This is a genomic window from Westiellopsis prolifica IICB1 (assembly GCF_004323185.1).
Taxonomy (GTDB): Bacteria; Cyanobacteriota; Cyanobacteriia; order Cyanobacteriales; family Nostocaceae; genus Pelatocladus; species Pelatocladus prolificus_A.
Map to the genome: position 1 here is coordinate 1,567,074 of NZ_NAPS01000002.1, position 24,889 is coordinate 1,591,962.

A 24,889-nucleotide genomic window follows, 5' to 3' on the forward strand; every position below is an offset into this window, starting at 1 on the left:
TTTGAGTGCTAATAAGCACCATGCTACAGGAATATCGCATTAGATTCTTTGCGGATGACGGCTAATTTTTCCATAAAATCATCGAATGTTGGATCGTTGGCAAATATCCCCACATACCTCATCTGGGATATACTTTCCTTCGTCCAATCTTCTGGATTTACCTCAATGGTTACAAACTTACCTGTAGCTAATTGTGCCTCTAGAGCAGATTTTATCTTGGAGATTGCTTCTTTCTCTGTCTTACCCTCAACAGTTAAATTTGGTATCCCAACGACCGAGGCGATAAATTTTTCATCGGATTGATTTTGGACAAAAACTTGATACTGCATGATAAATTTTCCTTCTTCTACACACAAATTTTATTAGTTTATTACCTTAAAAGTCCTTGGTGTGTAGTTTCCTTTACTCATTCGCAGCACACCAAAGATCATATTTTTGCTGAAGGTTCAGCCAAAGCTCAGGAGTAGTCTGAAAAGCTGTAGCTAAACGAAGAGCCATATTTGGTGTAATGCTTGCCTGCTCATTGACTATTTCGGATACCGTCTTGCGAGATACATTAAGAATTTCAGCAAGTTCAGTAATTGTCATATTCAGAGGCTCAATATACTGTCGCTTGATTAACCCTCCTGGATGTCTAGGTTTTCTTTTGGTAATCATAACTTTTAAATCTTGCATTTCTTAGTCCCCTTGCGGGGAAGTGGTAAAGACAGACTCAACTGTTCAATCACCATACTAGAGGAGTGTTTCAATACCCTTGCGGGTAGGATTTAGACAACTTAGTTACTATTTATTGCAACACTTAAACTATTCTCTAGCATAATAAAAAGATTAGCTTGACTTTTTGAGAAAGTCAAGCTAATGTCGAGCCGTCTTAAATTAATCCTCACTCAAATTGAGCAAGAACAATTTCCTCATCAGGGAAATTAGCAACTAGTTTTAGATTCCCACCAAGAGCCTTGATGTAGCGGGAGAGGCTAGAAACTTGAATATCTTCTTGGTTTTCCAACTCACACAGAGTAGACTCAACAGCGCTGAGGTCTGTTTTCAAATCATCATTTGTCAGCCCCAATGACTCTTGCAGTTCAAGGAGGGTAAGATGAAGTAGCATTATTTGAGCGCGAGTTTTGTTTTTTGCCCTTCTTTCAGGTGTCATTTGCTTTCGCAATTCGCTAAAAGGCTTTGTTTTCATATCAATCCTTCATCTTGAAGCTCTCTTATTAGTTCGTCGTAGAGCTGATCAGCTTTTGGTACATTTTCCTCATACCAGCGATCATTACCTTTTTTATTGCCTCCTAAAAGGAGTACTGCAACTCTACGGGGATCGAAAGCATACAAGATTCGATAAGGTTGTCCTTTGTGTTGAACCTGCAGTTCGCGCATACGTGGATGACGAGAGCTTTCGATACCAGAACTGTAAGGAGAGCGAAGATTAAGTCCCTTTTCTTCAAGCAACTCTACTACAGTATCAATAGAATCTTGAGTTGCTTCATCAAGTATTAAGTACCACTGCTCGAACTCGTCTGTATACTCGACTTCGTATGTCATATCGTCCCAGTTCCTTTCTACGAAAACTATCCTGCCGTTTGCTGTTTGAAGAGTTGAGTCGGTCCAGCTGTTTGCTGTTTGAAAAGTTGAGTCAGTCGAGTTAATTCCCAGAAAAGGAGGTGGTTCACTCATATATGAGCTTATTTGCTGATTCATTTTTCTTTTTTTAGAGATGGTCTTACCTTATATGGTATTAGACTTAAGACATAGTCAGTAGTAAAAACTATTTATTAATCAACACACTTCACACTTTTAATACTCCCATCTTCCTTGAGAGACACAATCTTCACCTTCACTGTCTGTCCTTCCTGGAGAACACTAGCTTTCTTCGGTTCTTTCTCAGTTAACTTAATTGTTCCCAGTATTTCGTAAGTCACCTTATTACTATTGATTTTGGTGACTTGTGCCTCCAATATTTGCCCAACTTGGAATTCTTGCGACTTCACAACTTTCGCAATTTCTAATTGACGCGCTGATTCTACAGCTGATGGAGTAGAAATGGTAATTTCTCCTATTGGTACACCCGCATTTTTGTAATAACGCATCAGGCGAGATACCCAACCTAAAATTTGCAGTATGGTCTGAGCATCGGTGATGGTTTTAAGATAATCACTACAAGCTTTTTCGATACTGCGATAATAATCTATTGTTCTGTTGCTGTGACTAATTTGTCTACCGTTATTTACCAAGGTTTTGAGATATTTGAAAAACCTGGAAGTTGCATCTGGTTGATTCGCAACAGTACGCAGATAAGCGATCGCTTTCCCTAATTCGTTGACATCTGCATCTGCTTTGACTAAAGTTTGAGCGATCGCATGAGCAATATCCCATTCTTGCTCTGTCAAGGATTCGGAATCAAATTCAACTAAAGTCATAATTAGTACATTCCTGCTGGCGGTTCACGGTCGGTAGGATAACGCAGTATGGCTGTGAGTTCCTCTAGTTGGGGTTTTTGAATCAGACGTGAGTGAGCTACTTGAATATTTTTTTGTATAAAATTTTGTAATTTTTCTTCTATGAGTTCATCAGATTCACTTAGCTGATATGATGAATAGCGCTGTTTGAGGTTTTGCGGTTGTTCTATTTTTTCCACTGTCACCGTCATTGTTCCCATACCAATAGGTTTACCACCACCGACTTTTAAAGCGATGCGGTATTTGGGGTCTTGTCCTAAGATAATTAATAAAGTTCCTAACTCTTCTGCTAGTAAATTCTTAAAGTGCAACTTGGTTGTAAAAGTATACTCTCTGGCGGCTTGCTGTACGGGTACACCAGAATTTTGTCCTTGATCAATTGCCCTAATTGTATGGTAGTAAAATTTGCGACCTGCTGCTAGACCACGAACAAAGTATGCTTGGCGTTCTTCGGGACGGGGACGATACAGTGAAGGCATAAAGCCAGCAGTAAATCCCATCTTCTCACACTTGGCATCGTTGAAATCTAGTAATCCTTGCCAATCTAGCGCACCAAATACCCGACTGGCTGGACAAAGCTGTTCTTTATTGCGACAAGGTAATCTTTCCGGGGGAATTTGAGATTTATACTTAGAAGTAATTACTGCTAAAGTGCTGTTGGTAATTGCTTCGTATACAGACCGGATACAGCCTTTAAGACAACTACCGCCAATTGAAAGTTTTTGATCAACACCTTGTATCATGGTTTTAATTAGGGGAATACGATTGTTACCAATATCGCTACCCATGACAACAACCCCAGTGGAGACGTGGAGAGATGTCTGCACTTTCAGCTTTAAATACAAAGTACCATGTAGGCGATCGCTCAAATATTTGTGATGTCCCACAGGACGCTGTAGGTTGGGACGTTCTTTAGGAAAAGAAACGAATTGATAAGGTTTTGGTGCTAGTTCCGGTGTTGATGAATCTGGGCGATTTGGACGTTGCGGACGATTTGCAGTCATGATGATTTTCCAATTGTGAGAGCAACAAAGTGTACTGTTGCTGTTTTGGTATCGATGAAATAGCGCTGGGCTATATCCAAGTTTGTAGGAGAAAAACCTTTAGGAAAACGAGTTTCAGTAGGAGAATATAAATGAGCATTTCGCTTTTGAGTTTGCCAATCTTCACCGAGTCTTTCAAATTCAGGATATTCACCTGCAATACTTAAAATCAGGACTTCATAAGTATTTTTTTGCTTGTATTTCCATCGCAGTTCACATTCATGATTGAACATTTGTCCTTCTAGCATGGGAAACTGATCATTTGTAGGTGATTTTTCGATAATTCCACTAACTTTGTGAGTCCAGCGTAAGAAATAATAGCTAGTTTCAGTTGTGAATTCTTTGATTAAATCTAGAAGTTCAGTTACTGATAAAGGTTCTTTTTTATAACCGACAAAAGCTTTCATTTTGCTCCTACAAGTAATTTACTCCAAGACCTGACGGAGCGTTCAAACAAATCTTGAACTCTTCCTTCTTCCCAAATAAGTTGTACACCAAAACCTAAATCCATTTCTTGGGCTGCAACAGGTGTATCCTGATGGTCTTCTGTAGGAAAAGCATATAATTTTGCTTCATCTGGTTCTAAAAACTCACCTACACCTAAAAGAAAAGTATTAGACCATTTTTTTTGACTACCAAAAGCAAGAATGTCTTGTTTATCTTCTGATAAAACACAGCCAGGATACTGCACAACAGCTTGATTTAACTTCACCTCTACAGTACCCAAACCACGAGATTTAGCAAAACCTAACCCAAACCAACCATCATTTAAATCTCGCAATATTAAACCAATTAAACCTAACTGTGCGAGGGTAAAATTCTTTAAATGAATTTTGGTACGAAATTCCCCAGCAGTACAAACCTGATAATTAAAAGGACCCACAGCAACAGAACCAAATACTCGGTCGATTGCTACACCATTACGTTCTTCTATTTTTAATGGTTGGGATTTATCAGGATGAGCATCTTCTATTCTGACGCGGCTAGCAATAGAAGTATTACCAAACATTTTGTCTGTAAATGAAGATAATTTGTAAATTTCACTAGACGATTTATTTTGGAGATAATCGTATTTATCGTTTAATGGATCATTTGCCCAAAGTAAGTTTAAATTATTAGAATCGCGTTTGTCTCTACCTACCGTCCTGACAATTCGTTCTGCATGGGCGCGAATAGCACCTTTTAAACTACTTCCTGGTAAATATATAGAACGTCCTCCTGCATGATATGTTTCCACAAACTCCATATCAGGTTTAGTTGGATCAGCCCCTTCTTTACCCGATTTAATCAGAATCGGGCCATCGGGAATGATAGTTAGATCAATGGTGCAGTGATTAACGAATCTTTTATGCATGATTATATTGAGTGAAAAAATCAAGCTTAAGCAGCTACCAGATTATTTAGTTGCAAATCACACTGTTTAAAAATGTAATTAACAGCAGCAAAAAGTTTATCTAAATCATAGATAGTGTAAGGAGTAATATTTGCAGTAAATTTGTCTGCTTCTAGTTTGCCAAATTGCCAAGTTGTACCATTAGAAACAATTCCAAATATAGTTATGGCAAATTCATTATTTAATCGCTGTGCTGCTATCATCTCAGCAATACATTGCGCCCAACCAGCTTCAAAGTTATCCTGTTTTGCTTCTACTAATATGAAATATGGCTTATCGAAAACTACTTTTCCTAAAGGCGATCTTCTCGCCAGGATATACTCTGGGAAACCTGACAATTTTTCATCATAATTAAGGGATTGGTGACTCCATAGAGTAAATCTGCTACTGTAGCGTTTCCATACTTCTTTTAAAACTGGGTAGATCAAATTTTCGCAAACAGCAAATTCTGAGTTGTTAACCACTCCTTCCCGCATCACTGTTTCTAAATCCTCGCGGAAATAATCAGAGACTTGAAACTCTACTTCACCCATAAAATTTGATTCAGTATAGGTGACTTGAAATGCTTTGAGAACTTCACTAATGGTTTTATAGTTACTGAAAGCCATATTGACCTCCTCAAGAATTTGGCTGAACAATGGTAGAGTGTCTAGCTATATTTTCTCTGAGATAAGTAATCAGATCATGAGTCCAAATATCTTTGAACTGTTTACCATCTGCATAGCTGGGGAGATGATCTGTCGTATGATTACTGACTAATTCCTGTAAATATGTCAATAATTTTTCTGGATTGTTCTCAACATCAATCCAGTTCATTTTGTCTATTTCTAGTTTAACTACACCCAAACCACGAGAACGTCCACCACCTAAAGGAATCTGTTCTGTTTCAAATTGATGCAAACCGATCATTAAAAGTCCTAATTCCCAGGGTTTAGCATTTTCTACTATTGCTTTCAATTCAAATACTGTTCCTGCGGGAACTACTTGGAAATCATAGAGTTTTCCATCTGCTGCTGTTTCTGTATCGCGATCAATTGCAACACCATCGCGTTCTTGATATTGTCCAAACCAATATTCTGGATTTACTGTTAAGTCTCGGATTTGGAATTTGCTAGCAATCCAAGGAGAACCAAAGAGGTGAGAGATTAAATCTGTATTTTTGATAATTTCCGCAGTTAAAGCTTCATCGTTATCAAAATTCTCTTTTAACTGCTTCATTTCCTGAGATGTAATTGACCATTCTTCTTCATTTGCTGGGTTGGCGACTAGTTTGGGATCGCTTCCCACAATTCCCCTAAGAAAACTTTCAAGACGCGATCGCATTGCGCCTTTAAAGCTAGATCCTGGAATTAATGGATTACCCAAAGCATCTTTGATCACAGGTAAATCAGATCCTATTGGTTCACTCGAACGACCAGCGCTAATTCTTAAGGCGGTGATTGTGGTGAGTTTACCTGTGATTTGTAGGCGATTTTTGAAAGTGTCAAACATTGTTCTTAAAATTTAGATTAGTTTGAAAATTGTTTATAGATATGCTTTAAGTTTCGAGGTTAGTAGGGAATTGTGGTGGTTGCAATTTCAAGTTAGTTGGAGTGACAGCCTCAATAGCAGATTGGATAAAATTCACAAATACTTTGCTTACATCCTCATAATCACTACTAGTAATTGGTTGAAATCCATGAGCAAATAATGAGTTATTACGAACTTCTAAGGTACTAATAATTTTGTTTGCGTTTTGCTGATAAAGTTGTCCTATTGGGTCATCAGGCAGTTTACTTAAAAGCTCATAGCTATTTCTCAAAGCCAGTTGAATTATTTTTTTAAAAGAAGAGCGTTTTTGCTCATATTCATCCCGCAAAGATTCCGGTAGTTGCTGAATATCAACGTCACCTGTTCTAATACCATATGATTTCAGCAGACGAATCTGAGCTAATAATTCCAAAGCTCGGTAAACTCTACCAACCGCATCATCATAACGTTCTTGAACAGCCCGTCGTTCGGCATTTAGTAGTAAGTCTTGGACAATTTCATAACCGTGTCCTTCTGTACCATTACTAGAATCAAAGTTTTCATTGATCTGTCCTCGACTGTTAATAACACGCTTAAGAAATAATGCCAGTTGTCGAATTTCACGATATTTCATCTGAGACTCAAAAAATTCCAAAGCCTCTCTATGTTCAAACCGATCCCAAGCATCCAATCCACGGCAACAAGCATATAAGCTTTGAATTTGCCGTCTAGTCTCAGATGGCAGTACCATTGATGACAGAAGTCGCTTTAGTTGAGCGATCGCTGCTGGATAGTTGTACTGTTGTAAAAAAATAGGTAAAAATTGTTCAATAGTACGTTGTGCAACTACAGGTGCTACAGTTGCTTGTCCAGTCAATTCTCCTCTTTCAATCTTAATAATGTTTGTTCTGACAGTTGTAGTTACATATAATGTGGCTTGATAATCAAGAGCAGCCATTGCCAATCCTATAGACATAGATTTAGTTCCGCCTGTATAATCAGCCACAGTTTGAGCATCTGGGAACTGTTGTTGAATGCTCTGAATAGATAATGAGGCTTTCTGGTAGCATTCTGATAAATCATCTGGTTCTTGAATTAAAATTAAATCTCGATTTTGTTGAAAGCGATCACCTAATCCTATTTGTGTAGGAATATTAGGTAATCTTTCAATTACTTCTGTTCCACGTCGAACTTCACAGGGAGATCCTTCTCCTATGACTTGGGATTTACTACCTTTACTACCATCAGAACACAGAAAGATAACGCGATCAGGTTGAAGTTCACGAATAGCAGTTACAATCGGTTGATGAGAACCACCAACTGTGACTAAAAGAATTTTTGGCATAGTAAAATAATCTCCTAGCTAGTTTTGCTTATATTTTTATATTTCAAATGACGCGCACCATAACCTAAATAACGGCGAATTAATTCTAACCAAATCGGTTTAAAATCAGTTTGACAACACTCAGCAATTGCTTGAGCATTTTTCTTAATGTTGCCATCAATATCTTCAATAATTTTTTCAGCTAGTGATTCTTTACCTCTACCCCATTTTTTATCTCTACCAACTTGATAACGGATAAAGTTTTTAATTACTTCTGCACTCTCAGTTGTGTCAGAAACTCGTACTAAGTTACGAAATTGAGATTCTTCTAAGTCGCCATACTTTGTATTATCTAAAGCTTCTTGAATCCATATAACTAATTCATCTTCAGCTTGGCGTATACCTTTTTGAATTTGTAAATCTGTTTTTGATTCTATAGATAAACTCATACTGCTTCCTCTCGCATGACAAGATGAAATTCGTTGCAAATTTGTATTTGACCAAAACCTTCACAAGTGCGATCGCCTACTCCGTTTACTTCCAAATTTGCTAAAGCTTTCAGCCATAAATCTTTCTCAGTTGTACTAAATAAATATACAGAACCTTTGTTAGTAATTAACTCCACGTCTTTCATCAATCCCCAAGCAGAATTCCAGCCGGAACGGTAATCATAAGTACTGTAAGCAGCGTGAAGTTGCAGGGAAGGATCATTTACTTCTGCAAACTGTTGAAGCATTGCTGATGAAATTACAGTAGTGCGTCGCCAGTTTTCTATCAAAATAGTATCCGCTTGCAAATCAAGAGTAAAATAGGTGCGATTTTCTGGTAAATCATTTAAGGGATTACCAAAAATATCCTGCCATTTACGCCAGCGTTGACGTAATTTTTTATTAAATAGCTCTACCTGCTGAGTTATTTTTGGCTGAATTTCCACAGGTGGCTTTGCAGTTATTTTGACTCTTCCTAACCCCCGTGAAGTTGCACCACCCAAGCGGAGGTCTTCTTTGTGATTATCAATAAATTCCTGTAGAGATTCTGCTAATTCATCTTTTACAAAAATTCTACCTGTATAGATTACAGGTTTTTTCCTATTATTTTGAGATTCGTTTAAAACTTCAATACTGTAAAGTACTTGTTCTTCTGAAGTTGCTCGACGCCGATTAATCCCAACTCGTGTTAGCAGGCGGGTATTTACAGAGTGACTGTAAAATTTGACATTAATTTGGCTATAAAAATCTGTTTTAAAATTATCAACTCTATCTCCATAAGTTTGCTCTTCTGTAGGACAATTTGGATCGTAAAGCTGACCATAGCCTTCAGCACAAAAATGATCAATCAACGTATCAAAAACACCATTATGTTTAGGATCGTTTGGTTTGGATTTAAAACCTGGCTTAGTTTTAGAACTTAAAGCAGTACTAGGTAATACCCTGACTTCTGACTGTACTCTAGTAGATTTATCTCCTTCAATGGTAGCAGGATAAGCATTTTGAAATATTGCTGGATTTTCACCTAAAAATAGCTCGTGAAAATTATCTCCATCACTAATAGACGTATTCGCTTGTCTTAATATTTGACTAGCAATTGCACCGCGAATTACAGAACCAGGAATATATTTTTCAACTTCACTCACAGAAGCACCAGGTTTTTGTCGCCCAATTGCTAAAGGAGAAAGTGCTTTGATTTCTATATCGATTCGTTTCATTGCACATACCCCTTTTCAAGAAAATTCCATGCTTCTTGTTCCAAAGGTAAATCAGGAAAATCCCAATTTAACCAGCCTAAACCCACTGATTTACTACCACCCAAAGCATGAATATGTCGCAATCCGGCTAATATTAATACTCCTGCAAAAACTGGCGCATTTGAGAGATGAATTTGTCCAGTAAATCTGAGTTTGGCGTTTGCTGGAGAGGTTTCTAAGAAGTAGAGTTTTCGTTCTTCGGCGGTGTGACGACGACGGTTAATAGTAACACCTGGACGCAACACTTCTGGTAAGTTATCCGGTTCTTCAGTGCAGATTAAATCATCAAAGATTACACGAGAAGGTAAAGTTGGATTACCGAATATTTGACAAATCAAACAATGATGTTGCTCTTCATAGTCTGATACTTGATATTCTCTTCTTTCAAAATTACCAGTTAAGCCTGCTCTTTGAGGACACATAGTTTGCGGATTCGGAGAATAACAAATGTCCCAACGCAATCCTCTGGCAATTTTTTCACATTCATGACGTAAACGACCTTTAATCTGTGAAGCTGGAATAAGCAAATTTCCTTCTGAGTTACGGACAATTGATTTATCAGCCAGAGAAGCAGAAGAACCACCAGCACCAATACATAATGCTGTGTCAATTATGGCGGTAATTTCGTGTGAAGTAATGGGGTTTGATAATTGTTGAAGATTAATCATCACTCAATCCCCGTAGGTGAAAGTTTTGATGATTCAGTCTCTGATATTTCGATAAACTCGTAGAGTTCCACCATTTCCCGCCAAATAGTTTCAAAAAGAGGATAGTCTGATTTGTCATACTCAAGTGTTCCATCGTCATACATCCAAGGAGCTAAATTTCCACCGTTATTTTCGTCTTTGGGTTTACACCAAGCTTCTTCAAATTCTGTTTGCAATTCTGATTTACCTTGGTTCAGTCGTACTCGAAAATAGCGATAATTGAGAATTGCTGTATGTTTACCCTGTTCTAATAAACTGCGAATTTGGTAAAGTTGTGATTTAGGAAAATTAGCCTTTTTCAGTGCTGATATTGCTGTTAATAATCCTCCCAATTCATGAAAAGTGTAGGGAGCTGCATACAGTTTTAATTTTTGTCGAAAATTTTTAGTCAGTGCTTGTTTGCGAAAGTCTTTGATATTTGACGAAATCATGGTGACAGCTTTCATTGTTAAAAAGTCTACTGTCCCACCATAATATTTAGCTTTTTTTAATTTCTTCGCACGTTCTTTTGCTGATTTGAGGAGTTGTTCGACTAAATTTTGAGCGTAGTATATAGGAGTGTTCGAGGCTGTGATTAAAACACCAATGGAAACACTTAGTTGACATTGAAAAACTGGAGCTTCTGTAGGTTTGTAGCGATGATATTTTTTCAGATCACTATGTTTACAGTTTTCAAGAGTGTAATCGCCAATGATACATTTAATATTTACGTTAGCTGGCTGTTCTTCTGTTAATGGTACTTGTTTGAGCAAAATTTTCTCAAACATTTCTCCAATTATTTGAGCTATTTGCAAAGCTTGATTTGCTGGCACAATTAGAAGAATATCATCACCGCCAATAGTAATTATTTCAAAGGGATGTAGTAACTCTCCATTACGTAAATTGTATTCTTCATCATTGAAGTTTCGCAATTCGTGAGGATGTAGTTTTTCTGCTAATGCATGGTAAACTGCGTGTGTTGTTGCTAATTCCACATCTTCGCTAAATTCTTGATACTCCTGTGGGGTTTTAATTTCCTTTTGAATATAACCACCCATATTGTTACCATCAGCATAGATATAGGCAATAAAACCGTTACTAGCATTTGCAATATGATTGAGTGATTGAGAAATTTTAACTTGATTGGGATGAATATTTTCGTAGTATTTTTGTTTTAAGCTCGGATTTTTATCTAAAAACAGCTTGAACCTATATACCCAACTTTCAATTCTATTTCTTTGCCAATCGAGCTTAGATTCTTCGTACCATGTAGGATTTTTTCCAAAACCTTCTTTTGCGCGATCGCCTACTAAATACTTACGAACAGAAGCTTCCGAAAAGTAAGTTTCTCTGGGTAATTCTTCTACACGTATAATCGCAGATCGACGTTCTCCTCCATCCCGTATCAAGTAAGGATGGGTTTCAAACATGGGAGGATAACGACGACTGGGACGATTAGGAACATCCTGACCACTACGACGTTGGTTGAAGAGTATTGCTAATTTTGTTGTCAGTTCATTAAAGCTTTTGCGACTTTGGAATACTTCTAATTTTTCTGCGTCATTTTTTGGATAACCAAAGTAAGCTTGAACTATGGGTTTGTTATATTCCCGACAATACCAATCAAACCATAATGTATTTTCAATAGGTTCTCTGAGCAACCCAAACTGTAGTTCTAATAGTCTAAATTTCTCTCCTACAGCACAAGAATTAGCTGTTAAAGTTTCTTCTGTGTAGCGTTTTTCAATTGCATCAGCTAAATCATTAATATAAGCTGCTGGACAAAATGCCAGAATATTGCCACCTGTAGAATAAATTATTAATTCTGGAATTAGTACATCAGAAAGTTTGTATTGATGAGTTTCTTCATCGTGGTTGTATTTTTCAGAAAAATTTTTATCTAACCATTGTCTAATCTCATTACATTGAGCTTGATAAAGGTTATTTTCTTCAGGTCGATAAGTTATATTAAAAAAGGCAGGTAAATCTATGAGGTTTATGCGATCTAATAAAGCAGATGCACCACGAATATCTTGAATTTTAGCTGCTTCAAATACATATTGCTTAATCTTAGTTGCGCCACCATAAACTAAGCCAATGCAAGTCTTTTGGTTCCATAATTCAGGATAATTATTTTTTAATTCATCAAGGGTTTTGGGAAAATAACCTTCAGGAATGCTTTGCAGTTGTTTAACTTGCTCAACAAGGGATTTGGTTACTTCTGGTACTTCTTTTCCTTCATTCAGAGCCTGTCGCATTTGCTGTAACATGCTCAAAGGAAACTCAGGTTGCTTTTTGTCTCCCCAAGCTAAACACCAGCAAATAGCTGTTGTGATGCTATTGGGATTGTTGACTTGTAATGTAGCTTTAGTCATCCGATTTAGGATTTAGGATTTAGGATTTAGGATTTTAGAAAACGGAATTGATTCTCAGGATTTATTCGCTTTCTTGTACCCTGCTCAGAATTATCAGTCAATAATTGTCTAAGTCTTAAGCTACAGGGCTTCAGTGTCTTTAGACCTGAATCTTTGACTACACTTTATAGTAGTTTTACTGAACGTATCAAATTATAGTCTACGCTCGGAATTAGACTTTTCCACATCCTAGCCAAAATACCAGAAACTCCACTGATTATGTAAAAAGTTACAAAATATTTGTTCAGTATAAAAGTTTGCAATGCAAATATATAGCAATCCTAAATCATTTGTGAGAGGCAAGATTCCCCAATACTGCTCGGATAAGACAAATCAATTGACATTTAAATCCACCAGAGACGCGATATATTAGCCTCCCGTTGTCACACCTGACGTATGATTACGAACATCGCCAGGTATTGTAAAAATTGGGATGCTTGCGGGCGAGTTGGTTGTTTAGTCTGATAATATTTATCGAACTCAGGTTAATACAGCAATTCCTGAACTTGATGCTGACTCCACAAAGTTCTATAAAGACCCGGTTGTTGTAATAATTCTGCTTGTGTACCTGTCTGGATAATTTTACCTCTATCCATGACAAAAATGCGATCCGCAACAGCCGCAGCTGAAAGTTGGTGAGTGATAAAAATCACAGTTTTACGTTTCGTCCCACCAGAAAGATTGTTCAATATTGCTGTAGCCGTTTGATTGTCAACGCTAGAGAGGGAATCATCTAATATTAAAACAGGGGCATTAACTAGCATTGCCCTTGCTAAAGCTGTACGTTGGCGTTGACCACCAGAAAGGGTTATACCGCGTTCACCAACTATAGTTTCGTATTGCTGGGGGAAATTTAAGATTTCCGGGTGAATTTGGGCATTTTTGGCAGATGATTCGACTTCTTGCTGTTCTGCTAAAGGATCACCGTAGCGGATGTTATTTTTGACGGTGGTGCTAAAGAGAAAGCTATCTTGGGGTACATAGGCGATCGCACTGCGTAAGTCTGTTAGGGCGATTTTAGTAATATCTATTCCATCTAAAAATAACTGTCCTTCGTCAATATCCAACAGGCGAGGTAAAGCATTAGCCAAAGTTGATTTCCCTGAACCAATACCCCCAACAATTGCGACTGTCTCTCCTGGGTCGATACTAAAGCTAACTCTATCTAAAGCGCGAGTGGAAGCACCAGGATAAATGTAACAAAGGTTTTTTGCTGTCAATCGTCCTTGTACTTGCTCTGTCGGTAAATGAATTGCATCTGGTTCATCTTTAATTTTGGCTGTGACAGTCAAAATTGACTCGACGCGATCAATACTCACTTCACCTCGTTGGTAAGTGGTGATTGTAAATCCTAACAAAGCAGTGGGAAAAACTAAACGTTCTACATACAACAGCAGGGCGACAAAGCTACCAACATCGAGAGTTCCGGCGGCGATCCGTGTTGCTCCCAACAAGATGATCACCAGTGAGCTAACATTGGCTACTCCACCAATTAAGGGAAACAGTGTATTTCGGCTTTTTGCGAGTTTGAGGTTAGCTCCCAATAATTGCTGATTTTTCTGAGCAAAAGCACGCCGTTCGTTTTCTTCTTGGGCATAAATTTTAATTAAGGAGATACCACTGATATCCTCTTGAATCAAATCGCTGATGTCAGAGAGTTGATTCTGCACTGCTAACTGCTCATTGCGGAGGCGATCGCTAAACAGACGCACAAAATACAACATTAAAGGGTAGACTGCTAACGCTGCCAATGTCATGTCTACACTAATTGAGAGCATGACTGGTAATGTCAAAAGGTAAGCAAAAAAGGTATTTGCCAGACTCAATACTGCAAAACCTAATAATCGCCTGACATTATCTACATCACTAGTAGCGCGACTAATCAAGTCCCCAGCAGTGTTGGTAGTAAAATAGGATGGCTCTAGCTTGAGTAAGTGTTCAAAAATTCGTTGTTTCAGTTCAAATTCGACTTGACGCCCAATACCAAATATCCAAATGCGCGACGCCATGCGAATAAACCACATTGCTGAAGTCAGGAGGATAATTGGTAGTACGTAACTGAATAATTGATTGAAGCTAAATGTGGCTGAGAGTTTGTCAACTGCTGAACGAATCAATAAAGGAATGTAAACACCTAGTCCATTGACAGTCAATAGAGCCACAACACCAAAAGTTGCTTCCCGCCAGTGGGGACGCAGGTAAGTAGCAAGTACAGCAAGGCGTCGTGTTTGTGCCATTCCAGCAAATTAAATAAGGCCACTCAGCTACAAATGTAGCATTGTGGCCTCTCGAATTACAGTTTTGTTTGCTTTATCGTTGACCACCACGTAGGAAAAAGTAAATCTGGTTGAGATAACTTTCCCAAACTCGTGTTGTCAACGCCAATGTGTCCGCACTGGGTACAAAGTCTTCCAATTGCAACCCACGTCTGCGAACTTCAGTTGGAGTTTGTAACAGATATGGATTTAATTGTGCCTGTGAAAGAATGCGATCGCCGACTACATCTGACACGTTTGCTACAGTAGAGTTTTGTTTAAATGCCACTAATGTCCCAGATGTGGGTGCAGACAGAGCAATATCAGGATTAGCAAATCTGGCGATGGGCGATTGAACTAAAAAATAGGCAACTGCTGGCGTACTAGCCAACAATAAAATCGTTAACCCCACAGCGACATATGTTCCTCCTGGTTTTCCAATCGCACCATCTTTTAAACTCTGGGCGGCAAAAATCATTAATAAAATTGATGCTCCCAAAGGTTTGAGCGGAAAAGACACTACTCTCCACAAAGAAGCAATGGCTGGTTCTGTAGGATTAACAAACGACAGAAGTACAACAGCAGCCAAAATTACTAAAAATAATCGCCCGACAAAAGTTCCTTTCGGATAAAATCTTTGGAACAAAGACACAAGAACCGCTAAAAGAAGCAGCCAAAGAAGAACCCGGCTTAGAAGTACAAACATAAATGAACTCTCAAATCTTCTGGTGCAGTCAGCCTAGCAGTTTTGGGAATTTGAGTTATTCTACAGTCAAATAGAAGTGTTGCACTTTTATCTGGCCAAAAATTACTCATGATGTCACTCCCTTTGGGCAGAGAAAAATCTCCGCATTGGGGGGTGACTCCCCCTCACACAAAGACCACCGTCGTAGTGATTTTAGAGCAATTTTTTTCAACTGACCGCAGTTTTTGTAATTTTCCAGATCAGTATTGAGATTTAGGTAGATTAGTTTAATTTCAGTAGTCATTTCAGCAAAAGGAAAATTATGTCACCTGTAAAGCGTACGATCTTGGTAACGGGAGGGGCTGGATATATCGGTTCTCATGCCGTACTTGCCTTATTACAGGCTGGTTATGAAGTAATAATTCTTGATAATCTCGTATACGGACACCGAGATTTAGTAGAAAAAGTTTTACAAGCGGAACTCATAGTTGGTGATACAAGCGATCGCCCTTTGTTAGATAAGTTATTTCAAAGCTATGACATTGCAGCAGTCATGCATTTTTCTGCCTATGCTTATGTAGGAGAATCGGTTACGAATCCTGCCAAGTACTATCGCAATAATGTTTTGGGAACTCTCACTTTACTAGAAGCGATGTTAGAAGCTTCTGTAAAGAAATTTGTATTTTCTTCTACTTGTGCAACCTATGGAGTTCCACAGACAATACCAATTCCCGAAAACCATCCTCAAGATCCGATTAATCCCTATGGTTTTACCAAGCTGATTGTAGAGAGGATGCTATCTGATTTTGGTCACGCCTATGATTTTAAATCAGTTATTTTCCGCTATTTTAATGCTGCTGGCGCTGATCCTAGTGGCAAGTTAGGAGAAGACCATAATCCGGAAACCCATTTAATTCCTTTAGTACTACAAACAGCTTTGGGTAAACGCGAATCAATTTCTGTTTTTGGTACCGATTATCCCACAGCCGATGGAACTTGTATAAGAGACTATATTCACGTCAGTGATTTAGCAAATGCTCATGTTTTAGGCTTGGAATATTTATTAAGAGGTGGTGACAGCGAAATTTTCAATTTAGGAAATGGTAGCGGTTTCTCTGTCAAAGAAGTCATTGAGGCAGCTAAGTCGATAACAGGTTGTGATATTAAAGTTGTAGAATGCGATCGCCGCCCTGGTGATCCACCTGCTTTGATAGGCAGTAGCGACAAAGCCAGAAAAATCTTAAACTGGCAACCACAATATTCATCCCTAGAACAAATTATCACCCACGCTTGGCAGTGGCATAACCAGAGACACAAGTGAACGGGAATTGGGGATTGGGGAAGGTAGGGGTCCCCTTTGGGGATAAGGGGCAGGTGGGGTCCCCTCTGGGGATAAGGGGTAACGGGGATCGGGAATTGGGGAGAAGGGAGAAGGGAGCAGGGAGCGTGGTAAGAGACTTGTTAAATAATTACCCCTTGTCCTCCTTGTCTCCTTTGTCCCCCGATCTCCTTTCCCCGATCCCTAATCCTTATTGACTCGCTGTAGCACAAACAACAACATACCCATGCTAAAAAAACCTAATGCTGCGATCGCCCAAATGGGTATTGCTTGTTCTGGTTTTTCACTAATATTTTGATTGACGTTTTTCACAACTTGTGCATTTTGTTGTGTCTGTCCTACTCCAACCGCGACAGTAACTCTATACTTCAGCTTAAACGGTTTAAATTTTGAACCTGCTGTTGGTTTTCCAACTAGCAGCAGTTGATAACTACCTGGTCTGGGAAAGCTAATTTCTGCCCCAGGTATTCCTTTATAGCGTTCTGCCGATACTGATTTTAAACTTGGCTCCAGTAGGGGCGGTTCTCCAGAAGCATGTGGTTCGGCATAAATCAGCAATTGACAATCACACTGAGCTAGTGGAATCACCTTACCACCTTTGCGCGTCAGAGCAAACCAGGCTCTTGTGGCTTCTCCAGCACGAGGAGTATCATTTGGTTCGATGTGTAGAGTTGCACCTACGTCTGCTGTTGTTTTGACTTTGTGAGCAAAGGCAGGTTGAATTCCTGAAATAAAATTAACAAAAATAAACAATAATAATAAGTAATTAGACATGACTTAGCGAAAAACAGCAAGAAGCCCGTAGCTCATAGCAAAAGTCGCCTGAAGACAACTTCATAAAACAAATAGTCTGCTTAAGATTTCAATCGCAGGCGGGACAGAAGCATCCCAATTTTTTCAATATACCGCTAAGGATTTACCTTAATGCTGGGGTCCCCTACACCCTTATACCCCTATTCTCCTACACCCTTATACCCCTATTCCCCTACACCCCTAGTTACGGTTTATTTCTCCGTCTTCTTCGTAAAGGTATCACGTCTGCTTCACTACTTTCCCTGGCTACCCTAATTAACAATCCAGCTGCTAGTAAAGTGGCAATCATCGAATTACCACCATAACTAAACATCGGTAATGGTAAACCAGTGGTTGGTAAAGCGCCTGTGGCAACACCAATGTGAAGTAATGATTGTCCTACCATCAAAATTGTTACACCGATCGCCACTAATCGATGTATGGGATGAGTCGTTTTCAGGGCAACTATTAACCCTAAGGTTGCAAATAAACCCAACATTAGTAGCAGCACCATACTACCGACAAAACCAAATTCTTCAGCAAATACAGCAAAGATAAAATCTGTGTCCTGAATTGGCAAATAAAATAATTTTTGTTGAGAAAGTCCAAAACCAGCGCCCCAATTACCACCAGAACCCACTGCGAGTAAACTTTGAACTAGTTGATAACCATCTCCAGTGGCGTCAGCCCAAGGATTAAGGAAGGACATCACACGTTTACGCTGATACTCTTTAATACTAATACTCAGTAATGCCAACAAGAATCCCCCAACTGCTGTTGCTCCCAAATATCTATAAGGTAAGCCAGCAGCTAAAGCAATTAACCAAATAGTCATCCCACATAGTGCAGTTGTACTCAAGTTGGGTTGCGCCAATATCCCTAAAATCACAAGACCGAAAATACCCAACCAAGTCAAACGAACACGCCAACTCAGTTGTTCCCATTGTCCAAAAACCCTAGCACTTTGCAACACCAAAAAGGGTTTAATCAATTCAGAAGGTTGAATAGGAATTGGCCCTAAAGCAATCCAACGAGATGCATCAAAAGCTTTTTTTCCCAATCCTGGTACAAGGGTGAGAAAAATTAACCCTAGTAGCAGGAAAATAAACCAATGGGATACCCCGACAACTTTACGTAAGGGTAAGTTCACAACAATGTTGAACAGTATTAAAGCAACTAATACCCAAACAAGTTGACGTTTGAAGTAATACAATCCATCATCCTGACGAACATCAGCAACAGGATAAGACGCTGAAAACAACATGATTAAGCCTACGAACAGCCAAACCAGTGTCAACCAACGTAACAAACGTGCCTCTAATGCCCACTCAGACACTGAGTCATCAAATAATGGAATTAAACGGCGTAGATTCACGACTTCGATATTTTTAAATAATGTAATTATTTTATAGGTCGAAATCTTGGGACGATGTATCTAAATCAAAACGCCGAGTGTACAGATTCGTCCGTGCAGATGGACTATGTGTAGCGCCGAATTCTATTCGTCATACCATTTTGGATTTTAGATTTTAGATTTTGGATTGGGAAATTCTTTGTGCATAAGAGTTCTATGAATCTATCTGTCGCATTCTTTTTTAAATAGGTGTCAGGTATTTGTGCCAAATCTGATGCTCCCAACACAGAAACACGGTTGTTGATGTATAGCAGGATTTTAAGAAAAGCAATAAAAAAGAGGTCTATTTGACCCCTTCACAACTCCCTACAATCAATCAATAATTTGGTCAATTAGGAATTAAATTAAGCTAAACCTGTATTTGTACCTTGTTTGCCAGTAGCTAATTCTACTTTAACAATTTTGCCACCCATTTTTTGAATACGTTGCTGTTCGCGGAACCAGTTTTCATAAGGAACTAGCTTGGTAAAGTAAGTGTTTTGCAACTCCCGTTGGGTGCGAATTCTAGTTTGGCTGGGAACGCAAGCAGTAATTTTAAACATTCTCATGGTGTTAAATCTCCAGTAGCAAAGGTGAAAACTTTTTTATTTCAAAATTCTGAGTGCAAAACAATGCTTTATTTACTCCAAGTCTGGAAATCAAGCGTCAATACCAGACCTTTAACACTCATCATTCATCAGTTTAGCTTGATAAGCGATTAAACGTCTTAGCACTCACGATCGATCTCCAGACCTTACTGCACCTAAACCATTAAGCGCAAACTAGCTTCTAGCTTAAGCCAGAGCTGATGTAGTCTAAGTAAACACCCATTTCTTTACCAGCGTCTGGACCAACCAAGCTAGCAGTTACTTCTTTGATTGATTGGATAGCTTGTACGGTAGCACCGATGGGTACACCCAAAGAGTTGTAGGTTTCTTTCAAACCATTCAATACGCGCTCGTCAAGAATGGAAGGATCGCCAGCTAACATAGCGTAGGTAGCATAACGCAGGTAGTAATCCAAGTCACGGATACAAGCTGCGTAGCGGCGGGTGGTGTACATGTTACCACCGGGGCGGGTGATATCAGAGTACAACAAAGACTTAGCTACAGCTTCTTTAACGATCGCAGCAGCATTAGCAGCGATGGTGCTAGCAGCACGCACACGTAGTTCACCAGTGGAGAAATAGCCTTTGAGCTTTTCTAGAGCTGCGGTGTCGAGGTACTTACCTTGAACGTCTGCAGAATTAATGACAGCGGTAATAGCGTCTTGAGCCATGTTGTTAATTCCTTATTTCCAACGTTATTGCAATACTTCTGTTTGAGTAGGCAAACAGCTTTAACCTACGCCAAAGCACCGACGACGTAATCGAAGTAAGCGCCAGCTTCAGCAGCGTCTTCAGCAGACAGCAAAGAAGCAGCAACGTTTTTCAAGCCACCAACACCAGCAGCAACAGCATCGATAGGTGTTCCGAGAGACTTGTACATTTCACGGACGCCGACAATACCGATTTCTTCGATCGGAGTAACGTCACCAGCAACTACACCGTAGGTAACGAGACGGAGGTAATAGTCTAAGTCACGCAGACAGGTAGCAGTCAATTCTGTACCGTAAGCGTTACCACCGGGAGAAACAACATCAGGGCGCTTTTGGAACAGTTGATCACCAGCTTGCTTAACAATCCGTTCGCGATTGTCTGTTAGGACTTGAGCAATGCGAAGGCGGCGATCGCCACCTGCAACAAAGCTCTTGATCCGATCCAATTCGCCAGGGCTGAGGTAGCGAGCTTCTGCGTCAGCATTCACGATAGCTTTCGTGACGATACTCATTAATGGATTCCTCCAGTACTAATGAAACCAGAATTTTAGATTACACTGGTGCGACTTTACGCGTTGGTAGTAGCTTTGTTTTCTCGTTTTGCCAGGTTTAGTAATCCCATGAATACTGAAACTGTTTAATTTCGAGTTTGCCTGAGTCATCACACATACTCAAGCTTTGAAACTTAGCTACCTCCCGGATTTATTTTCGGGCATTATGTTGAGCATATATGACTCGTCTTAACAGTTTGTAACATTCCTTTTCATGTTTGCTTCGATTTTCACAATCTGAAAACAATGTTACGAAAGATTGCTTTAGCTCTCCACGCTTTGGAAAACGTAAGCTCATACCACTTTATTGGGCATGGGGCATGTGGCATGGGGCATGGGGCATGGGGCATGGGACATTGGGCATTGGAAAGAGACTTGTGAAATAATTCCCCTTCCATTCCCAATCCCTGATCCCCAATCCCCGATCCCCAATTCCCGATCCCCTCAAGAGTAGAACTTAACCCCCCTGGGTGTAACGCCCGGTGAGTACAGAAGGTGACAAGCTAGACCAAGATTGTTTTACCAAGTCAGCTGCTGCTTTCACGCTACCGAGATAGTTACCCGCAGGTAGGGACGGGAAGCGCTGGTAAGGTACCACATCTTCACCAAAGTAACGGGCATACTCTGGGCTATTGACTATAGCCTCTACAGCCGCTTTCAAACCGCTATCAGCCAGTATTTTGTTGTACTGACGAATTTCAGCTTGAGTTGCTGGCGCACGTCCCAACAGATGACGGAAGAGGAATTCTATGACCTTGGTGTTGGGATAAGGAGTGTAGAAGCGCTTGCGATAAATTTCGCAACTAGCCAATTCACGCACAAACTCGTGTACAGAAATTTCTCCGTTCCGTAGTTTGCTTTCGAGGTCTGTACGCCGGAAGTATTCAGGAATTTGACCGCTAAACACATCCATTACCTGAACGTAGATAGCATTGATTACCTGTTGGATTTCGGCTTGATTTGCCCCTACTGTTAGGCGGTAAATACGTGCTGGTTTGCGGCGACTAGTACCGACACCAACTTCTACAGATTGCCCACGGCCATCGTTGTAGGAACGACCAAGTTCCACAAACAGGGGTTTGCTCTTGTCGATCGCCTTCGCTTGTGCTGCTATGTCTGCGATCGCCTTCGCCATAATTGGCATTTGGGCAACATTCATCCGCGACTTAGTCGGCTCAAAACTTGGGACAACAATATCCTTGCTTTGCTTGGTCAGCTGGTTATACAGTTTTTGACTGTTGGGGAAGTTTGCCGCCGGGAAGGTCGCAAAGCGGTTATAAGGTACTGTATCCTCACCAAAGGCTTGGAGATACTCTTGAGTACTTACCAGCGTTCGGATGAAAGCGCGAATACCTTGAGTTGCCAAAATCTGGTTATACTTCCTGATTTCCGCTTGATCTAAGGGGGCGCGTCCCAGGAAATGCTTAGTTCCCAGTTCAATTACTTTCGTGTTGGGGTATGGTGTATAAAACTCTTTCAGGTATAAGCCAGAACAGCCTAAACCTTCTATGAATTCCTTCACAGTGATTTCACCATTACCCAGCTTGCTTTCCAGGACTTTGAATTCTCTAGAAGAAGCGACGTATGGTGCAACATCCCGCTCAAAAATCTGCCGATAGGCGGCGCTGATCACACTTTGTACAGCGACCTTGTCGTCAGTTCCCGCAACCAACTTGAAGATTTTTCTTTGGTCACGTTTTTTGCTGACACCTTGATTAATCCGGAATTGGATATCAGGTTCAGTCCGCATTTCGGTGACTGTACCCAATTCTACAAACTTAGGTGTTTCTTGCTTCTCGACTTTTGCACCAACATCTTCACGGATGCTACCAACACGCAGTTTCCGCAATGCTACACCACTGGGAGTCAAGTAGCGTTCGTAAGGAACCGTATCTTCACCAAACGCCTGACTGTATTCCTCGGTATCAAGAATCGCGTCAACTACCCCATAGAATCCTTTCTTCGAGGCGATGTCAAAGTATTTGTTATTTTCTTGACGACCGTAGGTGGGACGACCCAACAAGCGACGGTGGATGTACTCGATCGCCTTACAAACATAATAGGGTGTCCAGTAAAGCTTACGGAATAAATCCGACTTCGCTAAAGCCCGAACAAACTCCCGTACCGAAATTTCGCCGTTTTCCAGCTTAATTTCTTGGACTTTTAAGCGCTGACCTTCGTAGACATCTCGACCAAATACTTGTAGGTAAGCTCCACGAATTACAGCTTGAGTAGAACTTTCAGAGAATTTTACACTTGCTCCCTTACCAGTTCCCTTACTCAAGGTTCTGGGAATTTGATCCAAGCGGAAAACTTTTGGTCCGAGAGTTCCAGGAAACTCACCACGCGCAGAAGGATTACCAGTTTGGTTATTAATTCCCGGCCCTTGGTGAATCAAAATACGTCTTGTATCCTTACCAAAAGGAGCAGGACTGCTGCTGGGGTTGCGAGTTTCTTTCGGGAAAATCGCTCCAAATTGAATTTCTAGTGGGTCGTTACCAGAACCATAAACATGCTGGTCGGGTAGCGGCTGGTTATATTTTGCAAAAGTTGTAATAAACTGAGGTACTTTGCGGAAAGGCGCACTGTATTTAAACAGGTCTTGCTGTGGTCCCCAGTTACGACACTCTTGAGCTTCTTGACCCAGACCCCGAATATAGGGTACTGTTTCCTCGCCGAAGTAGTCTGAGTATTCATCAGAATCTACCAGAGCATCAACTAATGCTGATAAACCCCCACGGGAAACAATATCAAAGTACTTTTGTACTTCTTCCCGGCTGCTTGGTCCCCGTCCTAAAATGTGACGGAAAGCAAGTTCTAAAGCGCGGCTATTAATAAATGGTTCGTAAAATTGTTTCCGGTAAAGTGGAGATTTAGCAAGGCGACGGACAAACTCTTTCATTGAGATGTCGCCATTTTTCACCTGAGATTCTAAATTAGATATTGACAAGCTGTAAGCGCGGGTGATATCACGCTCAAAAATTTGCCGATAAGCAGCTTTGACAACTTCGGTTTTCTCAGCAGCAGACAAACCAGGCTTCATGACAAACTTTGGTCGCCGTTCTGCCGCATTAAAGTAAATTTGAGGCAGTTGTAAACCTTGTTGATCACCAGAAGGACGTTGCCGTAGTTTATTAGAAGGACTGGGTGCTTTGAATTCTGTAATCAAAACATCCATATACTGAGACACAATATCTGCTGCTTCAGTGTCTTGACGGAAATAAGAAAGTGCAGCCGCTTTCAATTCCTGTAAAGCCACAATTGTCGCTTCACCGGAGCAAGCGTTTTCAATTATTTCTCGCAAACCGCGTGTGTTGACAGCGATGATGTTAGGATCACCTGCCACGATCGCATAAGTAGCGTAACGCAAGAACCATGATAAGTCCCGCAAGCTCTTCGCCATGTTGGCTGGACCATAACGGGCGATGTTAATTGGTCGGAAACCGGGTGGGATCGGACCACTAGGCGAAGAGTTAAAAATCGAACGTAAGTTTTCTAGGAACCCACCACGAGTTTCCACGTAGGTGACAGTTCCGAGTCTCATTGTATCTCTAACATCCGCAGTGGATGCAGCTGCTGCTACCGCCATTGCCAATTCTGGCTCTCTGGGTTTTTCCAAAAAAGCCATTGGCGAACCACCAACAAAAATTCTGTTGGCAGCTCGAGAAACAATAATTTCGGAATTGTCCGTGAGCGCCTGGGCGATTTCTAAACGTTTTGCACCAGATGCAAAATAACTTGCCAGTTCATTTAATTCTCCGGCTCCCAAAAAGCGGTCTTGCTGCTCCGCTTGGGAAATTGTTGATACAGCTAGGGTTTGATATAGTTGCGGACGCGCAACTGAGCTTCCACCACTTGCCTTAACACTCATCGGATTTGTAAAACTCCCATCATATGCGTTTATGTGTTAAGTCTGGGTTACTTTAGGGCTTGACACTTAGGTATTTTCATGCTGACCCCGTGCCGCCTGCTAAGTTGCCAGAAA

Annotated in this window: 25 protein-coding genes; 1 reads left to right on the forward strand and 24 read right to left on the reverse strand. The window is 40.3% G+C overall.

Annotated features, from left to right (window positions below):
* Window positions 1-23: 23 nt before the first annotated feature.
* The 18 genes from B4U84_RS21060 to B4U84_RS31965 form a co-directional block, all read right to left on the reverse strand.
* A complete protein-coding gene (locus B4U84_RS21060; RefSeq protein ID WP_131120464.1) occupies window positions 24-329 on the reverse strand; it encodes a type II toxin-antitoxin system HicB family antitoxin in 306 nt (101 codons plus the stop codon).
* A 73-nt stretch (window positions 330-402) separates the two neighbouring features.
* Entirely contained in the window at window positions 403-657 is a 255-nt protein-coding gene (locus tag B4U84_RS21065) for a HigA family addiction module antitoxin (RefSeq protein WP_131121023.1), read from the reverse strand.
* Window positions 658-883: 226 nt separating this feature from the next.
* Window positions 884-1,189 (reverse strand): XRE family transcriptional regulator, encoded by a 306-nt coding sequence (locus tag B4U84_RS21070; protein WP_131120465.1) that lies wholly within the window; start codon window positions 1,187-1,189, stop codon window positions 884-886.
* Window positions 1,186-1,701 (reverse strand): type II toxin-antitoxin system RelE/ParE family toxin, encoded by a 516-nt coding sequence (locus B4U84_RS21075; RefSeq protein WP_131120466.1) that lies wholly within the window; start codon window positions 1,699-1,701, stop codon window positions 1,186-1,188. Before B4U84_RS21075 ends, B4U84_RS21070 begins: the two co-directional genes overlap by 4 nt.
* Window positions 1,702-1,775: 74 nt before the next feature.
* On the reverse strand, window positions 1,776-2,420 hold the full coding sequence (locus B4U84_RS21080; RefSeq protein WP_131120467.1) for a hypothetical protein: 645 nt from the start codon (window positions 2,418-2,420) through the stop codon (window positions 1,776-1,778).
* 2 nt (window positions 2,421-2,422) lie between these two features.
* Complete coding sequence (locus tag B4U84_RS21085; protein WP_131120468.1) at window positions 2,423-3,463, reverse strand: RAMP superfamily CRISPR-associated protein; 1,041 nt, start codon at window positions 3,461-3,463, stop codon at window positions 2,423-2,425.
* Window positions 3,460-3,909 (reverse strand): hypothetical protein, encoded by a 450-nt coding sequence (locus B4U84_RS21090; RefSeq protein WP_017311121.1) that lies wholly within the window; start codon window positions 3,907-3,909, stop codon window positions 3,460-3,462. Before B4U84_RS21090 ends, B4U84_RS21085 begins: the two co-directional genes overlap by 4 nt.
* Window positions 3,906-4,856, reverse strand: coding sequence for an RAMP superfamily CRISPR-associated protein (locus tag B4U84_RS21095; protein ID WP_044452632.1), 951 nt, complete (start codon window positions 4,854-4,856; stop codon window positions 3,906-3,908). Before B4U84_RS21095 ends, B4U84_RS21090 begins: the two co-directional genes overlap by 4 nt.
* 26 nt (window positions 4,857-4,882) lie before the next feature.
* Window positions 4,883-5,503 carry a hypothetical protein gene (locus B4U84_RS21100; RefSeq protein ID WP_044452560.1) on the reverse strand — a complete coding sequence of 207 codons (621 nt, stop codon included), beginning with the start codon at window positions 5,501-5,503 and terminating at the stop codon, window positions 4,883-4,885.
* A gap of 10 nt (window positions 5,504-5,513) precedes the next feature.
* Window positions 5,514-6,386, reverse strand: coding sequence for a type III CRISPR-associated RAMP protein Csx7 (csx7, locus tag B4U84_RS21105; protein WP_131120469.1), 873 nt, complete (start codon window positions 6,384-6,386; stop codon window positions 5,514-5,516).
* Window positions 6,387-6,432: 46 nt separating this feature from the next.
* A complete protein-coding gene (locus B4U84_RS21110) occupies window positions 6,433-7,749 on the reverse strand; it encodes a TIGR02710 family CRISPR-associated CARF protein (RefSeq protein WP_017311125.1) in 1,317 nt (438 codons plus the stop codon).
* A gap of 14 nt (window positions 7,750-7,763) precedes the next feature.
* Window positions 7,764-8,177 carry a hypothetical protein gene (locus B4U84_RS21115; protein ID WP_131120470.1) on the reverse strand — a complete coding sequence of 138 codons (414 nt, stop codon included), beginning with the start codon at window positions 8,175-8,177 and terminating at the stop codon, window positions 7,764-7,766.
* Window positions 8,174-9,433, reverse strand: coding sequence for a type III-D CRISPR-associated RAMP protein Csx10 (gene csx10 / locus B4U84_RS21120; RefSeq protein WP_131120471.1), 1,260 nt, complete (start codon window positions 9,431-9,433; stop codon window positions 8,174-8,176). Before csx10 ends, B4U84_RS21115 begins: the two co-directional genes overlap by 4 nt.
* Window positions 9,430-10,140: an RAMP superfamily CRISPR-associated protein gene (locus tag B4U84_RS21125; RefSeq protein ID WP_131120472.1), complete on the reverse strand. Its 711-nt coding sequence runs from the start codon at window positions 10,138-10,140 to the stop codon at window positions 9,430-9,432. Before B4U84_RS21125 ends, csx10 begins: the two co-directional genes overlap by 4 nt.
* Window positions 10,140-12,533, reverse strand: coding sequence for a type III-B CRISPR-associated protein Cas10/Cmr2 (gene cas10, locus B4U84_RS21130; RefSeq protein ID WP_131120473.1), 2,394 nt, complete (start codon window positions 12,531-12,533; stop codon window positions 10,140-10,142). Before cas10 ends, B4U84_RS21125 begins: the two co-directional genes overlap by 1 nt.
* 524 nt (window positions 12,534-13,057) lie before the next feature.
* Window positions 13,058-14,809, reverse strand: a complete 1,752-nt coding sequence (locus tag B4U84_RS21135; protein WP_131120474.1) for an ABC transporter ATP-binding protein — start codon at window positions 14,807-14,809, stop codon at window positions 13,058-13,060.
* A gap of 73 nt (window positions 14,810-14,882) precedes the next feature.
* Window positions 14,883-15,533, reverse strand: coding sequence for a septal nanopore formation protein FraI (gene fraI, locus B4U84_RS21140; protein WP_131120475.1), 651 nt, complete (start codon window positions 15,531-15,533; stop codon window positions 14,883-14,885).
* Window positions 15,518-15,643, reverse strand: coding sequence for a hypothetical protein (locus B4U84_RS31965; protein ID WP_278248347.1), 126 nt, complete (start codon window positions 15,641-15,643; stop codon window positions 15,518-15,520). Before B4U84_RS31965 ends, fraI begins: the two co-directional genes overlap by 16 nt.
* 191 nt (window positions 15,644-15,834) lie before the next feature.
* Here B4U84_RS31965 and galE point away from each other — a divergent pair, with 191 nt between their 5' ends.
* Window positions 15,835-16,833 carry a UDP-glucose 4-epimerase GalE gene (gene galE, locus B4U84_RS21145; protein ID WP_131120476.1) on the forward strand — a complete coding sequence of 333 codons (999 nt, stop codon included), beginning with the start codon at window positions 15,835-15,837 and terminating at the stop codon, window positions 16,831-16,833.
* 201 nt (window positions 16,834-17,034) lie between these two features.
* On the opposite strand, the gene B4U84_RS21150 is transcribed toward galE, so the two are convergent.
* The 6 genes from B4U84_RS21150 to B4U84_RS21175 form a co-directional block, all read right to left on the reverse strand.
* Window positions 17,035-17,625 carry a hypothetical protein gene (locus tag B4U84_RS21150; protein ID WP_131120477.1) on the reverse strand — a complete coding sequence of 197 codons (591 nt, stop codon included), beginning with the start codon at window positions 17,623-17,625 and terminating at the stop codon, window positions 17,035-17,037.
* 223 nt (window positions 17,626-17,848) lie between these two features.
* A complete protein-coding gene (locus tag B4U84_RS21155; protein ID WP_017311134.1) occupies window positions 17,849-19,018 on the reverse strand; it encodes an FtsW/RodA/SpoVE family cell cycle protein in 1,170 nt (389 codons plus the stop codon).
* A gap of 383 nt (window positions 19,019-19,401) precedes the next feature.
* Entirely contained in the window at window positions 19,402-19,605 is a 204-nt protein-coding gene (locus tag B4U84_RS21160; protein ID WP_035114929.1) for a phycobilisome linker polypeptide, read from the reverse strand.
* Between the two features lie 220 nt (window positions 19,606-19,825).
* The gene (gene apcB / locus B4U84_RS21165; RefSeq protein ID WP_016863337.1) at window positions 19,826-20,314 is read right to left on the reverse strand and encodes an allophycocyanin subunit beta; all 489 of its coding nucleotides are present in this window, start codon (window positions 20,312-20,314) and stop codon (window positions 19,826-19,828) included.
* A gap of 65 nt (window positions 20,315-20,379) precedes the next feature.
* Window positions 20,380-20,865 carry an allophycocyanin subunit alpha gene (gene apcA, locus B4U84_RS21170; protein WP_016863338.1) on the reverse strand — a complete coding sequence of 162 codons (486 nt, stop codon included), beginning with the start codon at window positions 20,863-20,865 and terminating at the stop codon, window positions 20,380-20,382.
* Window positions 20,866-21,361: 496 nt separating this feature from the next.
* Entirely contained in the window at window positions 21,362-24,775 is a 3,414-nt protein-coding gene (locus B4U84_RS21175; protein ID WP_131120478.1) for a phycobilisome rod-core linker polypeptide, read from the reverse strand.
* Between the last annotated feature and the right edge of the window lie 114 nt (window positions 24,776-24,889).

Bases quoted from the DNA above. Each gene is read 5' to 3' on its own strand.
- B4U84_RS21060 (WP_131120464.1), bottom strand. From the start codon at position 329: ATGCAGTATCAAGTTTTTGTCCAAAATCAATCCGATGAAAAATTTATC.
- B4U84_RS21065 (WP_131121023.1), bottom strand. From the start codon at position 657: ATGATTACCAAAAGAAAACCTAGACATCCAGGAGGGTTAATCAAGCGA.
- B4U84_RS21070 (WP_131120465.1), bottom strand. From the start codon at position 1,189: ATGAAAACAAAGCCTTTTAGCGAATTGCGAAAGCAAATGACACCTGAA.
- B4U84_RS21075 (WP_131120466.1), bottom strand. From the start codon at position 1,701: ATGAATCAGCAAATAAGCTCATATATGAGTGAACCACCTCCTTTTCTG.
- B4U84_RS21080 (WP_131120467.1), bottom strand. From the start codon at position 2,420: ATGACTTTAGTTGAATTTGATTCCGAATCCTTGACAGAGCAAGAATGG.
- B4U84_RS21085 (WP_131120468.1), bottom strand. From the start codon at position 3,463: ATGACTGCAAATCGTCCGCAACGTCCAAATCGCCCAGATTCATCAACA.
- B4U84_RS21090 (WP_017311121.1), bottom strand. From the start codon at position 3,909: ATGAAAGCTTTTGTCGGTTATAAAAAAGAACCTTTATCAGTAACTGAA.
- B4U84_RS21095 (WP_044452632.1), bottom strand. From the start codon at position 4,856: ATGCATAAAAGATTCGTTAATCACTGCACCATTGATCTAACTATCATT.
- B4U84_RS21100 (WP_044452560.1), bottom strand. From the start codon at position 5,503: ATGGCTTTCAGTAACTATAAAACCATTAGTGAAGTTCTCAAAGCATTT.
- csx7 (WP_131120469.1), bottom strand. From the start codon at position 6,386: ATGTTTGACACTTTCAAAAATCGCCTACAAATCACAGGTAAACTCACC.
- B4U84_RS21110 (WP_017311125.1), bottom strand. From the start codon at position 7,749: ATGCCAAAAATTCTTTTAGTCACAGTTGGTGGTTCTCATCAACCGATT.
- B4U84_RS21115 (WP_131120470.1), bottom strand. From the start codon at position 8,177: ATGAGTTTATCTATAGAATCAAAAACAGATTTACAAATTCAAAAAGGT.
- csx10 (WP_131120471.1), bottom strand. From the start codon at position 9,433: ATGAAACGAATCGATATAGAAATCAAAGCACTTTCTCCTTTAGCAATT.
- B4U84_RS21125 (WP_131120472.1), bottom strand. From the start codon at position 10,140: ATGATTAATCTTCAACAATTATCAAACCCCATTACTTCACACGAAATT.
- cas10 (WP_131120473.1), bottom strand. From the start codon at position 12,533: ATGACTAAAGCTACATTACAAGTCAACAATCCCAATAGCATCACAACA.
- B4U84_RS21135 (WP_131120474.1), bottom strand. From the start codon at position 14,809: ATGGCACAAACACGACGCCTTGCTGTACTTGCTACTTACCTGCGTCCC.
- fraI (WP_131120475.1), bottom strand. From the start codon at position 15,533: ATGTTTGTACTTCTAAGCCGGGTTCTTCTTTGGCTGCTTCTTTTAGCG.
- B4U84_RS31965 (WP_278248347.1), bottom strand. From the start codon at position 15,643: ATGAGTAATTTTTGGCCAGATAAAAGTGCAACACTTCTATTTGACTGT.
- galE (WP_131120476.1), top strand. From the start codon at position 15,835: ATGTCACCTGTAAAGCGTACGATCTTGGTAACGGGAGGGGCTGGATAT.
- B4U84_RS21150 (WP_131120477.1), bottom strand. From the start codon at position 17,625: ATGTCTAATTACTTATTATTATTGTTTATTTTTGTTAATTTTATTTCA.
- B4U84_RS21160 (WP_035114929.1), bottom strand. From the start codon at position 19,605: ATGAGAATGTTTAAAATTACTGCTTGCGTTCCCAGCCAAACTAGAATT.
- apcB (WP_016863337.1), bottom strand. From the start codon at position 20,314: ATGGCTCAAGACGCTATTACCGCTGTCATTAATTCTGCAGACGTTCAA.
- apcA (WP_016863338.1), bottom strand. From the start codon at position 20,865: ATGAGTATCGTCACGAAAGCTATCGTGAATGCTGACGCAGAAGCTCGC.
- B4U84_RS21175 (WP_131120478.1), bottom strand. From the start codon at position 24,775: ATGAGTGTTAAGGCAAGTGGTGGAAGCTCAGTTGCGCGTCCGCAACTA.